Annotated in this window: 4 protein-coding genes, 2 tRNA genes and 3 rRNA genes; all 9 read right to left on the minus strand. The window is 43.6% G+C overall.

Annotated features, from left to right (window positions below):
• Positions 1–43: 43 nt before the first annotated feature.
• A 5S ribosomal RNA gene (gene rrf, locus M472_RS24575) occupies positions 44–155 on the minus strand.
• A 97-nt stretch (positions 156–252) separates the two neighbouring features.
• Positions 253–3,135: ribosomal RNA gene (locus M472_RS24580) — 23S ribosomal RNA — on the minus strand.
• Positions 3,136–3,312: 177 nt separating this feature from the next.
• Positions 3,313–3,386, minus strand: a tRNA-Ala gene (locus tag M472_RS24585).
• Positions 3,387–3,395: 9 nt separating this feature from the next.
• Positions 3,396–3,469 (minus strand) — tRNA-Ile (locus M472_RS24590).
• A gap of 105 nt (positions 3,470–3,574) precedes the next feature.
• A 16S ribosomal RNA gene (locus M472_RS24595) occupies positions 3,575–5,102 on the minus strand.
• The 16S, 23S and 5S rRNA genes sit together here with 2 tRNA genes alongside, the layout of an rRNA operon.
• A 728-nt stretch (positions 5,103–5,830) precedes the next feature.
• On the minus strand, positions 5,831–7,282 hold the full coding sequence (locus tag M472_RS24600) for an efflux transporter outer membrane subunit (RefSeq protein WP_235049477.1): 1,452 nt from the start codon (positions 7,280–7,282) through the stop codon (positions 5,831–5,833).
• 11 nt (positions 7,283–7,293) lie between these two features.
• Entirely contained in the window at positions 7,294–10,452 is a 3,159-nt protein-coding gene (locus M472_RS24605) for an efflux RND transporter permease subunit (RefSeq protein ID WP_031301268.1), read from the minus strand.
• 77 nt (positions 10,453–10,529) lie between these two features.
• Positions 10,530–11,690, minus strand: a complete 1,161-nt coding sequence (locus M472_RS24610; protein WP_031301269.1) for an efflux RND transporter periplasmic adaptor subunit — start codon at positions 11,688–11,690, stop codon at positions 10,530–10,532.
• A 201-nt stretch (positions 11,691–11,891) separates the two neighbouring features.
• A complete protein-coding gene (locus M472_RS24615; protein ID WP_021068472.1) occupies positions 11,892–16,442 on the minus strand; it encodes an efflux RND transporter permease subunit in 4,551 nt (1,516 codons plus the stop codon).

Consider the following 16,442-nt stretch of genomic DNA (forward strand, 5'->3'; position numbering starts at 1 on the left):
AACAGAAAAGCCCCTCCAGTTTCCTGAAGGGGCTTTGTATAAAAAAAGGCACCGACCTACTCTCCCACCTGTTACGGCAATACCATCGGCTCTGGCGGGCTTGACTTCTCTGTTCGGAATGGGAAGAGGTAGACACCGCCGATATAGGCACCTGAAATATCTTAAGCTCATCGCTGTTGCATAACAGCTATAGCCTGATTGACATGTTATTGAAAGAAAAAGAACAGTCAGAGAAGACAACAGGTCTATCTGCTTGGAAAGCTTCGGGCTATTAGTACTACTCGGCTTTGGTCTCTCAACCTTTACACCTGTAGCCTATCAACGTTGTCATCTCCAACGACCCTGTAAGGAAGTCTCATCTCGTGGCTAGTTTCGCACTTAGATGCTTTCAGCGCTTATCTATTCCCGACGTAGCTACCCAGCCGTACACCTGGCGGCATAACTGGTTCACCAGCGGTCAGTCCATCCCGGTCCTCTCGTACTAAGGACAGATCCACTCAAACTTCCAACGCCCACAACAGATAGGGACCGAACTGTCTCGCGACGTTCTGAACCCAGCTCGCGTGCCACTTTAATGGGCGAACAGCCCAACCCTTGGGACCTTCTCCAGCCCCAGGATGTGACGAGCCGACATCGAGGTGCCAAACCTCCCCGTCGATATGAGCTCTTGGGGGAGATCAGCCTGTTATCCCCAGCGTACCTTTTATCCTTTGAGCGATGGCCCTTCCATACAGAACCACCGGATCACTATGTCCGTCTTTCGACCCTGCTCGGCTTGTGGGCCTCACAGTCAAGCAAGCTTATGCCATTGCACTCCACGTACGGTTACCAAGCGTACTGAGCTTACCTTTGAAAGCCTCCGTTACCTTTTTGGAGGCGACCACCCCAGTCAAACTACCCACCAAACAATGTCCTCGAAATCATCGAGTTAGAAACCGAATACAGAAAGGGCGGTATTTCAAGGTTGATTCCACGACTCCTGGCGAAGCCGCTTCAAAATCTCCCGCCTATCCTACACATCCTGTACCCAATTTCAATGTTAAGCTATAGTGAAGGTGCATGGGGTCTTTCCGTCCCGTTGCGGGTAATCGGCGTCTTCACCGATACCACAATTTCACCGAGCTCATGGCTGAGACAGCGCCCAGATCGTTACACCATTCGTGCAGGTCGGAACTTACCCGACAAGGAATTTCGCTACCTTAGGACCGTTATAGTTACGGCCGCCGTTTACTGGGGCTTCGATTCAATGCTTCTCCTTGCGGATGACATCCCCTCTTAACCTTCCAGCACCGGGCAGGTGTCAGGCCTTATACCTCATCTTTCGATTTTGCAAAGCCATATGTTTTTGCTAAACAGTCGCCTGGGCCTTTTCACTGCGGCTGCTCATCGCTGAGACAGCGCCCCTTCTCCCGAAGTTACAGGGCCATTTTGCCGAGTTCCTTAGCCATGAATCACTCGAGCACCTTAGGATTCTCTCCTCGACTACCTGTGTCGGTTTACGGTACGGGTTTTCTTTACCTGAAGCTTAGCGGGTTTTCTTGGAAGTCTGATTACCTGCTCTATCTGCGCAGCCGAAGCTTTGCAGTACTGTTGGGTTTCAGCAGGGTCGGCGGATTTGCCTACCGTCCCTATACCTACGCCTTTTAACGGACTATTCCGTCAGTCCGCGGCAGTGTCACTACTCCGTCACCACATCGCAGTAAAGAAAAGTACTGGAATATTGACCAGTTGTCCATCGGCTTTCTCCATTCGGATGCGCCTTAGGTCCCGACTAACCCTGATCCGATTAGCGTTGATCAGGAAACCTTAGTCTTTCGGTGGGCGGGTTTCTCACCCGCCTTATCGTTACTTATGCCTACATTTGCTTTTCTATAATCTCCACACTGCATCACCACAGTGCTTCCCCGACGATAGAATGCTCCCCTACCAGATGCATTTACATGCAAATCCATAGCTTCGGTAGTAATCTTGATGCCCGTTTATTATCCACGCCCGGTCGCTCGACTAGTGAGCTGTTACGCACTCTTTAAATGAATGGCTGCTTCCAAGCCAACATCCTAGCTGTCTGGGCAACCGGACCTCGTTAGTTCAACTTAGACTACATTTGGGGACCTTAGCTGATGGTCTGGGTTCTTTCCCTCTCGGCCTTGGACCTTAGCACCCAAAGCCTCACTGCCGATTATATTTAACAGCATTCGGAGTTCGTCTGGATTTGGTAGGATTTGACTCCCCCGCACCCAATCGGTAGCTCTACCTCTGTTAAACTCTACATCGACGCTGTTCCTAAAAACATTTCGGGGAGTACGAGCTATTTCCCAGTTTGATTGGCCTTTCACCCCTACCCTCAGGTCATCCGGAAACTTTTCAACGTTTATCGGTTCGGTCCTCCACTGTGTGTTACCACAGCTTCAACCTGCCCAAGGGTAGATCACAAGGTTTCGCGTCTACCTCTACTGACTCTGCGCCCTGTTCAGACTCGCTTTCGCTTCGGCTGCGTGGCTGAACCACTTAACCTTGCCAGTAAAGAGTAACTCGTAGGCTCATTATGCAAAAGGCACGCTGTCACAGAATCGCTCTGCTCCAACCGCTTGTAAGCACACGGTTTCAGGTTCTTTTCACTCCCCTGTTCGGGGTTCTTTTCATCTTTCCCTCACGGTACTGGTCCACTATCGGTCTCTCAGGAGTATTTAGCCTTACCAGATGGTGCTGGCAGATTCAAGCAGGATTCCTCCGGTCCCGCCCTACTCAGGATACCACTATGCTGCCATTCTTTACCTGTACGGGGCTGTCACCCATATCGCGCAGTTTCCCACCTGCTTCCAGTTCATAGCGACAATGCAATGGCGTGGTCCTACAACCCCCATATTGCCGTAACAATATGGGTTTGGGCTCTTTCGTGTTCGCTCGCCACTACTTACGAAATCATTGTTATTTTCTCCTCCTACGCTTACTTAGATGTTTCAGTTCGGCGCGTTCGCGTATTATACGACTGTTCTTCAAACAGCCAGGTTGCCCCATTCGGAAATCCACGGATCAAGTCACATTTGCTGATCCCCGTGGCTTATCGCAGCTTATCACGTCCTTCATCGCCTCTGAGAGCCTAGACATCCCCCGTGTGCCCTTATTTACTTTCTTCTCTCGCATAGCCCTTTTGCTACTATGGAGATGCTTTGACTAATTGTCCTGTATGAATACAGAACGTTCGTCCCTATTGTCTTCTCTTGTGTTTTTTTTCTTTCAATATGTCAAAGAACTCTTTTTTTCAGGCACATCGCTAATGGCTTTTGGCTGTTAGCTATATGCTGAAAACAGTGGAGAATAACGGATTCGAACCGTTGACCCCCTGCGTGCAAGGCAGGTGCTCTAGCCAGCTGAGCTAATTCCCCTCTTGTATGTAGTCCCGAGCAGATTTGAACTGCTGACCCCTACATTATCAGTGTAGTGCTCTAACCAACTGAGCTACGGGACTAGCTTTTGCTTTCTATCTCTCGGCACTCCACCGGGGTGGGCACTTTCTTCTTGTCTCTTGATAATCATGTGTGAACGTAACGAGCCTCGATCACGAATGCTCTAGAAAGGAGGTATTCCAGCCGCACCTTCCGGTACGGCTACCTTGTTACGACTTAGCCCCAATTATCGGTTTTGCCCTAACACGCTCCTTGCGGTTACATGCTTTAGGCACCCCCAACTTTCATGGCTTGACGGGCGGTGTGTACAAGGCCCGGGAACGTATTCACCGCGTCATTGCTGATACGCGATTACTAGCGAATCCAACTTCACGGGGTCGAGTTGCAGACCCCGATCCGAACTGTGAACGGCTTTTCGAGATTGGCATCACATTGCTGTGTAGCTGCCCGCTGTACCGTCCATTGTAGCACGTGTGTAGCCCCGGACGTAAGGGCCATGATGACTTGACGTCGTCCCCACCTTCCTCTCTGCTTACGCAGGCAGTCTGTCTAGAGTCCCCACCATAACGTGCTGGCAACTAAACATAGGGGTTGCGCTCGTTGCGGGACTTAACCCAACACCTCACGGCACGAGCTGACGACAGCCATGCAGCACCTAGTTTCCTGTCCCGAAGGACGGATGCGTCTCTGCATCCTTCAGTAACTTTCAAGCCCGGGTAAGGTTCCTCGCGTATCATCGAATTAAACCACATGCTCCTCCGCTTGTGCGGGCCCCCGTCAATTCCTTTGAGTTTCACCCTTGCGGGCGTACTCCCCAGGTGGATAACTTAACGCTTTCGCTTGGACGCTTACGGTGTATTGCAAACATCGAGTTATCATCGTTTAGGGCGTGGACTACCAGGGTATCTAATCCTGTTCGATCCCCACGCTTTCGTGCATCAGCGTCAATAATGGTTTAGACAGCTGCCTTCGCAATCGGAGTTCTGAGACATATCTATGCATTTCACCGCTACTTGTCTCATTCCGCCATCTTCAGCCACATTCAAGCTCTTCAGTATCAAGGGCACTGCGACAGTTGAGCTGCCGTATTTCACCCCTGACTTAAAAAGCCGCCTACGCACCCTTTAAACCCAATAAATCCGGATAACGCTCGGATCCTCCGTATTACCGCGGCTGCTGGCACGGAGTTAGCCGATCCTTATTCTTACGGTACATTCAGCCCTCTACACGTAGAGGGGTTTATTCCCGTACAAAAGCAGTTTACAACCCATAGGGCAGTCATCCTGCACGCGGCATGGCTGGTTCAGAGTTCCCTCCATTGACCAATATTCCTTACTGCTGCCTCCCGTAGGAGTCTGGTCCGTGTCTCAGTACCAGTGTGGGGGATTCTCCTCTCAGAGCCCCTAGACATCGTCGCCTTGGTAGGCCGTTACCCTACCAACTAGCTAATGTCACGCGAGCCCATCCATATCCTATGAATATTTAATTGCTGCACCATGCGGAACTGCAATCTCATGCGGTGTTAATCCGAATTTCTTCGGGCTATCCCCCTGATATGGGCAGGTTGCTCACGCGTTACGCACCCGTGCGCCACTCTCACCATCTATAGCAAGCTACAGATGGATCCCGTTCGACTTGCATGTATTAGGCCTGCCGCTAGCGTTCATCCTGAGCCAGGATCAAACTCTCCATAGTAAAATGAAGTGTGAGATCAAGACTATTTATGAAAAATAGAATTGTCCTTATTTAAATAATTTCTGATTCTATGATCGTCAGGTTGAGTTTTTTTAACTTTCGTTGTTTCTCAACACTACTCGTTACGTTACATGATCATTTCCTTAAAGAACTTTATCGCATCCGCTTCGCGCTTCTGCTTGTATCATCGACATCCGAAGATGTGACCTGTCATTTTTTTCCGGACTCCCTTGCGGAGACCGCCCTTCGTTTCCGTTGGGACTGCAAAGGTAGGAATCTTTTTCGAACCTCCAAATTTTATTTTAAAATAATTTCCGGAGAAGATTTTCAGAGGATAAAATCAAACGGATAAAACCGCAAAATAACCACTCTGTCTACCTTATGTCATCGTTCCGAAGAACCGTCCCTCCCTCGCGGAGTGGTGCAAAGATAGGAACTTTAAAACCACATTTCAAAGACATAACACAGACTATTTTACAACAAACAGCGTAAAACGCTGGAACAGCGGACAATAAAATTGAAAAAAGAAAGCACACAGGCACCATGGAATGCACAAAAGGCATACTGTTCCTATCATAGGACAGAATCAGCAGGGATTTAAGCCAGGAATAACAGAGCCTTTATAGTGGTTTACCTCTATGAACCCTCTATAAAACCTCTATTATATCCCTAAATAATCTCTACAAAATTCAAAGCAGGTACGGAAGCATATAAAAGGAAGTAGCGAACTATCTCCATCCACCACCTAACGACCTATACAAGGTCACACATGCGTTCAATTGTCTTTGCTTCAACTCTACTAAATCCAATTCACTCTTTAAAGCATTACTCTGCGCCGTAATTACCTCCAAATAAGTAGCATACCCACTTTTAAACAATAAAGAGGCATTTTTCACGGCGAGTTCTGAGTTTGAAACCCGCTCTTCCGCTAAGTTTAACTGTTCCTTCTGCTTTTCTACAGTTATGATTGTATTCGATACTTCTCCAACAGCCTCCATAACCCGACGCTGAAAATCCAGTTCCACCTTCTCCCGCTCTATTTTTGCTACCTCATACTGATTTTTAAGTTTTTTATTCCGAAATACAGGAGCTGTTACTCCACCTGCTATCCCCCCAAGCAATGCACCAGGTATATTAAACCAATTTTTTGCCAACATGGCATTTACTCCAAAAACTCCACTTAAACTTATACTTGGATATCGCATAATCTGCGCTACATTCATTTGAGCATTGGCCGCAACCAGAGCATACTCGGCCTGCTTAATGTCCGGCCGATTACGGATAATATCCAACGGGCTCCCCAAAGAGATATCTTGATCAAAATTGATGAGGCTATCATTTAATGTATTATTTCTATTCACCGCAGCAGGCATATCTCCGACCAGCATTCTCAACGAATTTTCTTGAATTGTAATTTCCTTTTCTAAATCCGGGATCAGCGAAGCCGCAACCAATCGCTGTGACTCGGTCTGTTGAATAGCTAATGCTGTGATTTCACCAGCATCAAACTGTAATTTTATCATGCGCAGCGTACTGTCATTCAATTGTAGATTCCTTTTAGCGACTTCAATCTGTGCATCCAACATTAATAGATTAAAATAGCCGGTCGCAATATCCGCAATGAGTTTCGTCTGAATTGCTGTTTTCGCTTCTTTCGTATCCAGCCAACTTGCTTTCAAAACATCTCCCTCTTGCCCTATCTTACCCCAAATATCCAACTCCCAACTAAACTCTAGCCCTGTAGCATACTGTGATTGATACTTTGCCATAGATTCTGGAGCCTTTTTCCCTTTTTGTTCATACCATTTGGATGAGGCTGAGCCATAAAAATCTTTTGAGCGATACTGTTGATTCACTGTCGCAATATTAGCGTCTACGGCAGGTAAATAGTTTAACTTATTGATCCTTAGATTCCGATTCGCTATTTCTATATTTTTTAAAGCAATCCGTATATCATAATTGTGGGAAAGGCCACTATCAATCAGAGTAATCAGATTACTATCGTTAAAGAAGTTCCTCCACTCAATTTGACTTAGTGAAGAATCTCCTTCATCTGTCGTCCAGGCGGATCGGAATGAATCAGGCGTATTCAAATTAGGTTGTTTATATTTCTCTCCGACTTTGCACCCTGTCAGAAAAAAAACACCCGCAAATAGATATAAAATTGTTTTTATCGACATATTACTCATAATTAATCCTCCTCCGACTTAAATTTCAATTTGACTCGCTCATCTAGTGTTTTAAAAACAACAAAGAGTACTGGGATAATAAAAATACCAAAAGCAACCCCAGCAAGCATACCACCTGCAGCACTAAAACTAATAGAATGGTTACCAATAGCCGATGGCCCAACAGACCACATAAGAGGCACTAAGCCTGCCACAAATGCCAAAGAGGTCATCAAAATAGGTCTCAATCTCAACTTTGCACCCTCAATAGCGGCATTGTATATACTCATTCCTTTATCCCGCTGCTGAACAGCAAACTCGACAATAAGAATTGCATTTTTTGCTAACAAGCCTATCAACATAATGAGCCCAACCTGTACGTAAATATTATTTTCTAAACCAGCCATTAAAACTGTCGCAAAAACACCGACTAATCCAACAGGAACAGAAAGCAACACTGCCCATGGTAAAATATAACTTTCATATTGTGCGGCTAACAAGAAATAAATAAACAAAATACTTAAACCAAAGATCAGTACAGTCTGCGAACCAGATTTACTCTCTTCGTAAGACATTCCGGTCCATTCATATCCAAAATTACCTGGCAATTGTTGAACCGCCAACTTTTCTATTGCCTGCATCACATCTCCTGTACTATAACCCGATGAAGGATTAATATTTACTGTAATGGCATTGTAGAGATTATATCGTGCTATAGTCTCTGGCCCGACTACTTTATTAAGTGTCATTAATGTACCGACAGGCACCATTTTCCCTTCCTTATTACGGACAAAAATGGAGTTTAACGATTCTGGATCTGTACGATGCTCAAAATCTGACTGCATATATACCCGATAGGTACGTCCAAAGCGATTGAAATCTCCTGCACTCACTCGCGCAAAGTACATCCGGATTGTATTCATCATTTCTTTAATGTCTACGCCCATACTTTTTGCCTTCACCACATCAATATCTGCTTCGTACTGTGGAAAATTGGATTTAAATGAGGTATACGCATTATCCACCTCTTTCAGCGCATTGATTTTATTGATAAAGGAGTCCGCAACAATATCAAAATCTCGAATATCTCCTCCCAACCTGTCTTGAAGAACTAACTCTACGCCGGCAAAATCACCAAACCCTTGTACTGTGGGCCTTGGAAAAACTTTAAATGTTGCCTCATTGATCACTGACAAATCTTTGCGAACCGTATCCATAAATGCATTTATATTTTTAATTTCTTTTCGTTCTGCATGAGGTTTCACATTAATATAACCCGCTGCAAACGCAGGGCTTGTCCCTCCCCCCAAAACATTAAAACCAGAAACAGTGGTCATACCGGCAATATCTTCGCGTTTTTGTAGAATACTATCTGCCTGACGCAAAACGGCAGTGGTTCTCGACAAAGAAGCCCCAGGAGGCATTGCCAAGGAATAAGTAACAAAACTATCGTCCTCAGTAGGGATAAAACTCTTTGGTGTATAAAACAAGAATAGAACACCTATGACAGTAACTAGCAATAATCCACCAAATGCAATTTTCTTATGCCCAATCAAATATTTTACCCCAACAATATATTTGTCTGTGAATCTATCAAAAGATGCATTGAAGGCATTAAAGAATCGTTGCTTATATTTTTGTACTTTACTCAAATCCTGTTCAGCTTCGATATCCTTGGGGTGAATCGGCTTTAAAAGCAATGCACACAACGCAGGTGAAAGAGTCAATGCATTGAAAGCTGAAATCAAAATAGCGGTAGCAAGGGTATAAGCAAACTGTCTATAAAAAATACCAACAGGTCCTTCCATAAATCCTACAGGTAGAAATACTGCGGCCATCACCATTGTTATAGACAATATAGCTCCTGTAATTTCGGACATGGTCTGCACAGTAGCATCTTTTGCCCGCATTCCTGTCTCGTGCATTTTTTGATGAATCGCTTCCACTACGACAATCGCATCATCGACAACAATACCAATAGCCAGCACTAGCGCAAACATTGTTAGTACATTAAGCGAAAAACCAAACAGACTAAGGAAAAAGAAAGTTCCTATCAAAGAAACAGGGATCGCGATCGCAGGTATCAAAGTAGAACGGAAATCCTGTAGGAAAATAAAAACGATGATAAAAACTAAAATAAAAGCTTCAAACAAAGTGGTCTTCACTTGATTAATCGACTGATCAATCTGATCTCTGACGCTATAGGAGATCTCATAATGAATCCCTTCTGGAAAAGATTTTGACAATTCCTCAAGCACTTTCCGAACCTCTATATCAATCTGATGCGCATTGGAACCACTCGTTTGTGTGATATTCAAAGTCAGACCTGGATTACCATCGACTTTATTATCACTTCCTAAATTGGTCGCTCCAAATTCAATGCGTGCAATATCTTTGAGGTAAAGTATAGAGCCATCTTTATTCGTTTTGATGACCATGTTTTCAAATTCTTCTGGCTTACTGAACCTTCCTTTATGTTTGATCACCGTCTCAAAGACCTCATCTGAGGTCTCTCCAAATTTACCTGGAGCAATCTCAAAGTTCTGATCATTCAAAGCCTTAGTAACATCCTGCGGGATAATATCATAAAGTGCTAGCTTTTCTGGATTCAGCCATACCCGCATAGAATAATCTCGCGCTCCCAATCGAGAGACTTGAGCAACACCGTCCACACGTAGTAGAGGTCGTATCATATTAATCTGCGAGAAAGCTTGTAGAAATGTCTCATCGTATACAGAATCCTGATGATCCGAGAAGATATTTATAGTCATAATAGCACCACTTTGCCGCGGTTGCACGGTAATTCCGTTTTCATTGACTTCTGCAGGTATAGCACTAATAGCTTTTGATATTCGTGTCTGTACATTTACCGAAGCGATATCGGGATTAGTTCCTGTTTTAAAAAACACCTGTACAGAACCTGAACCCGAGTTAGTAGCAGACGATTTGATATAAGTCATATCTTCTACCCCATTTATAGCTTCTTCAATAGGCAGTAAGACACTCTCCGCAACGGTCTCGGAGTTTGCTCCTGGATAGCTCAATGAAACAACAACACTTGGTGGAGCTATTTCTGGAAACCGGGTGATCGGTAGGGTCTTTAGTCCCACCAGTCCTAAAATCACTAAAATTAGGGACATCACCGTAGCTAATACAGGTTTGTTTATGAAGGTTTTTAACATACTGTTTGGATTTAACAAGCAATAGTTTTCAAGCGCCATCAGTTAAGACGGCGCAAGAAACTTTGCTACATTGAAAATTATTGTTGAATTGGGGTTACTGTTGATCCTTCAGTAATCTTATCCAGGCCGGTCAGTAAGACACGTTCGCCTACAGCAAGACCGTCTGCGATGATATAATTATCTTTACTCTTACCACCTATCGTAACAACACGGCGACGTACTTTGTCTTCCTTGTCCAACACATAGACAAAGGTTTTGTCTTGCAACTCACTGGTTGCTGTCTGTGGAATCTGGATTACATTTTTCTTTACCTCGGATATTTTTAAAGTTCCCGTACTTCCACTTCGCAACATATTGTCTGTATTCGGAAAAGAAGCTCTTAATGAAATTGCCCCAGTCGTACGATCTACCTGTCCATTGATTGCGTCGACAGCTCCTTTGTTCGTGTATTCTTCACCATCCGCCAAAATCAAGACAGCGTCTGGAAAGCTTAATGCATTCCTGCTTTTTGGAATTCCATTGATACTATCCTCTTTGACCTTTAATTTTGAGAAGTATAAAAAATCAGACTCATTCATAGAAAAATACACATATACATCCTGCACATCTGACAATACAGTCAATGGCTCTTTATCCCCTTTACCAACAAGATTACCTATTCGCTTCGGAATACGACCAATATATCCACTAACTGGCGCTGTGATTATAGTAAAACCTTGATTGATTTCGGCACTACGAACTGCAGCTGTAGCCTGGTCTAAAGAAGCTTTAGCAACATCATAATCGGATTGAGCTGACCGCAGGCGAACCTCAGAAATAACATCGTTGTCAACCAAGGGCTTCAATCGCTCTATCTCTAAACGTGCATTCTTTAACTTTGCTTTGGCAACATTCTGATTAGCGACACTATTATTCAACAATTCTTGGTAAGCTGATGCATCTACCTTAAATAGCTTCTGTCCCTTCTCGACAAAGGAACCTTCATCTACATAGATTTCCTGTAAAAGTCCCTCTACCTGAGGTCGTACCTCTACGTTTACCTTCCCCTCGATAGTCCCCAAATACGTCTTGATCGTCGTTGCATCACTCGCATTGACCGTATATACAGGGAGTGCTAAGGGCTTGGCTGTAACTTCATTCTCTTCGGACTTACCGATAAAACAACTGTAAAATGTAGCAACGACTAAAGCTGTCATTGAAACAATTGAAATATAAAAACTCACTTTCCTTTTTCTCATATTACTTAACTAGATTTTAGCAAATTAATAAAACGTAACTGATCTGTTACACTCAAGAACGCAAAAACAATGCAAGTTTGGGCCTTTCCTTGTTTCTTTTAACAGTCTTTAACAGAATAAAAAGACCTATTATTAGGCTAAAAGGCAAAAAAAAGACTCTCCAAAACTGGAGAGTCCTTTCATTTTCAAAGATTTAAGCTACTATTTCCAACCACCACCTAGGGCTTTGTACAAAACAACTTGATTTAGCATCTTTTCCTTCAATACATCCACCTGTGCTTCCTGAGCTCCTATAACATCTTTCTGTGCTGTTACAATATCCAAATAATTGACTCGTCCTGCAATAAAAAGCTCTTCAGCCGCAATAATAGCAGATTCTAAAGCTTCTACCTGATTATGAACTAACACTTCACGTTCTGCAATAGCACCTTGTGTATGCAGTGCCAAAGAAATTTCATTCACAGCATTCAAAATCACTTTTTCATACTCCAAAAATGCTATTCCATAATTTGCTTTCATGGCCTCATACTGCGACTTCAATTCCCGTTGTCTGAAAATTGGGACTGTGACACTACCTAAAACTCCATAAGCAACAGACTTATCCAAATTGAAAAGTTGGTCTATACTAAAAGTCTGTAACCCAAAATAGGGACTGATCGCAACAGAAGGAAGAAAGGAGAGCCTAGCAACTTCCAAGTCGCTATAGTTACCCTGCAATTCCAATGCTGCCCTTCGGATATCGATACGGTTATTAAAAAGTAAATCAATGTTACCAACATGGAGTTCTTGGAATATCTCATGATTCGGAACATGTTCTTTTGTCCTCGCAATAGGTTGATACACTCTTCCTAAAAGTTGGTTTACCTGGTGTTCGTATCCGACTATTTCTTGCATAGCCAAAGCCCTTCGTCCCTTAGATTCGGCTAGAATAGATTTAAACTGTTGTACACCTAGTTCGTCTGCCCGGCCAGCCTCTTTCTGTGCTTCAATAATACTTAAGGCTCGTTCATGCAACAGTATATTCTGCTCATATACCTTTACTTTATGATCCAACGCGATCAGTTCAAAGTATGCTGCAGCAACACTACTAATGAGTTCGGTTTGTAATAACCGCTTAGTTTCGCTTTCTGCTAACAACCCCATAAAAGCAGCTTCTCTTCTATTTCGTAATTTTCCCCAAAGATCTATTTCCCACGATGAACGCACACCAACGAAATAGTCTGGAATGAATGGCTCGGGTAATTTTTCATCTGATGTCAAATTATCCGAAAAATTAGAATCGTAATTACCAATACCGGATTCAGTATAGTGGCCATATTTCCGAAGTCCAGCCTCTACTGCTGCATCCAACGTTGGCAACAATGCAGCCTTACGTTGCCTAAAATTAGCTTGCGCCACTTCAATACGGTGGATAGCTTGCTTGAGGTCTCTATTATTTACTAAAACAGTATCAATAAGGCCTTTTAAATAAGGATCAGAAAACACCTGCTGCCAAGGAATATCTCCTAAGGAAATACTGTCTGCCAATACCGTTTGAGCATTGACTTTTACATCTTGACTTAACTCAGATTTTGTGACTTTCTTAGGAACAGTACAAGAAGACACCAACAACAGAGCTGCTAACACAGCTACTACCTGACCTGTTTTTTTAGGCTTATTACGCTTGGAAAACAAAACCACTAACCCAGGAATTACAATAACTCCCAAAATGGTTCCAATTACCATCCCTCCCACTGAAGCCGTACCAATAGTCCTGTTACCAACGGCACCTGCTCCATTTGCCAACATCAATGGAATAAGTCCTGCAGCAAATGCAAAAGAAGTCATTAAGATTGGACGTAATCTCGCTACTGCTCCTTCTACGGAAGCTGTAAAAATATCCATCCCTTGCTTGTACTTCAAGTTGGCATATTCCACAATTAGGATGGCATTTTTACCTAACAATCCAATAAGCATTACTAATGCGACCTGCGCATAAATATTATTTTCAAGACCAAATATTTTCAAGAAGATAAAGGCTCCAAAGATTCCTGCCGGTAAACATAAAATGACGGGCAATGGAAGCAGGAAGCTCTCATACTGTGCTGCCAAGAGCAAATACACGAATACAAGACAGAGTAAGAAGATATATCCGGCCTGGTTACCTGATATCTTTTGCTCTCTTGTCATTCCCGACCATTCGATTTCGTATCCCTGCGGGAGATTCTCCGCAATACGCTCTACCGCCTCTATAGCCTGTCCAGAACTAAAGCCTGCAGCAGCTTGACCAGTAATCATCGCAGAACTAAACATATTATATCGTGTAATCTGCTCTGGCCCATATACGCGCTTCATAGTCATAAATGAGGAATAAGGAACCATCTCTCCTTCTGCAGTCTTTACATATAGCGCCAAAACATCTTCTGGTTTTTGACGGGAAAATGCATCAGACTGAACCATCACTTTATACATCTGTCCATAACGGATAAAATTGGTCGCGTACTGACTCCCTAAAAGGGTCTGTAGGGTATTCATCGAATTCTCAACAGAAATGCCTTTTTTAGCTGCTAAATCATAATCGATTTCAAGCATGTACTGTGGAAAATTAACATCAAAAGTAGTACTAGTGCTCTCTATTACATCGTCGTTGTTCAACTCTTTAATAAAATCATTCAGTACAATACTCGTTTTTGATAAATCTTCATTACCACTTTTATCTAACAAACGCAGCTCAAATCCGGAAGAGTTACCGAATCCTGGGACTGTTGGCGGTGGAAAAAACTCTATTGTTGCATCTGCGATATGGCTAGTTTTCTCTCTAAGAATCGTCATCACATCGTCCACACTTTCATCACGTTGATCCCACGCCTTCAGGTTAATCATCCCCATACCATAGGATGCTCCCGACACCTCGGTCACAATACTATATCCGGCTAACGTGGATACAGTCTCTACAATATCCAACTCTCGAGCAATCCTATCTACCTCATCAAGAACCTTTTCCGTACGATCTACCGTAGCGCCAGGAGGAGTAGTTACAGCAACATAAATCATACCCTGATCTTCTGTTGGAATAAATCCAGTAGGTAGAATCGCAGCAGATCCCCAAGTAAGGACAAACATCAAGGCTAGCGCCCCCAATGTAACGACTCTCCGTCCTGCTATACGTGTCAATAAATTTTTATAACCTCCCCCTATTCGATCGTATGTGGCGTTAAAACCTTTGAAAAAACGGGATAGCAAACCGTTGCTTTCCTTTTTATCGTGAGGTGATTTCAGAATCAAGGCACACAACGCTGGTGTAAGCGTGAGGGCATTAATTCCGGATATAACAATAGACGCAGCCAATGTCAGTGAAAACTGTCGATAGAAAATACCAACCGGCCCTGAAAGAAAGGCAACAGGTATGAATACCGCCGACATGACTAGCGTAATCGCAATTACTGCACTACCAACTTCCTTCATCGCCGCAATGGTTGCTTCCAGCGGTGGAAGATGTTCATCCTCCATCTTGGCATACACAGCCTCGACCACGACAATACCATTATCGACGACAATACCGATGGCTAGCACTAACGCAAATAAGGTCAAAAGGTTGATAGAGAATCCCATCATTTGCATAAAAAACAAGGCTCCAATCAAACTAACCGGTACTGCAAGAATAGGAATTACGGTTGCCCTAAAATCTTGAAGGAAGATAAACACAACCAGAAACACGAGAATAAAAGCTTCCAATAGCGTGATAAGTACGCTAGATATTGAAGCATTCAGGAATCTCGACACATCATATCCCATGGTATACGTCATCCCTGGGGGAAAGGTTGCTCCTTTGAGCTCTTCCATTCTATCTTTTACGCTCTGAATTACATCCTGGGCATTGGAACCAGGCAACTGCTTTAACATGATCGAAGCAGAAGGTCTACCATCTGTCTTAGATACCATTTCGTAATCTAAGGATCCAAATTCAACATCGGCAATATCCTTGATACGGATTATCGAACCATCTGCATTTGCCCGGATAGGTACATTTTCGTACTCGCTTACCTCCGTAAACTTACCAGGGTAACGAAGCACATATTGCTGCATATTCACTGCCTTATCGGAACTTATTCCAGTCTGACCAGGTGCTGCTTCTATATTTTGTCTCCTCAACGCTGCAACAAGTTCTTCTGTAGAAATAGAATAAGCAGAAAGTCGATCAGGTTTTACCCAGATGCGCATTGCATAATCCTTCATTCCCATAATTTGTGCAAAACCTACCCCTTCAATACGTTTCAGCTCTTTAAGAACATTAATATCTGTAAAGTTATAAATGAATCTTTCGTCTGCCGTCTCATCGTCTGTATACAGATTGAGGTACATCAACATACTATTCACCTCTTTCTCGGTGGTGACTCCCGCCTTGATTACTTCTTCGGGCAACTCATCCAATACGGTCGTAACCCTATTCTGAACGTTTACCGCTGCAATATCCGGATCAACACCTACTTTGAAAAACACCTGAATTAATGTAGTACCGTTGTTGGTGGAGACGCTATTCATATAGGTCATCCCCGCGACTCCGTTGATAGCACGTTCCAAAGGAATAGCCACAGCATTGGTACTCACCTCCGCATTGGCTCCAGTATAATTAGCTGTTACGACAACAGAGGGCGGAACAATATCAGGGAATTGTGTAATTGGCAAAGTAAATAATGCCAACAAGCCCAAAAGGGTGATAAAAATTGAGATTACCAGTGATAACACCGGCTTTCTAATATACGTTTCAAACAT

Source organism: Sphingobacterium paucimobilis HER1398, from assembly GCF_000416985.1.
In the GTDB taxonomy this organism is placed as follows: Bacteria; Bacteroidota; Bacteroidia; order Sphingobacteriales; family Sphingobacteriaceae; genus Sphingobacterium; species Sphingobacterium paucimobilis.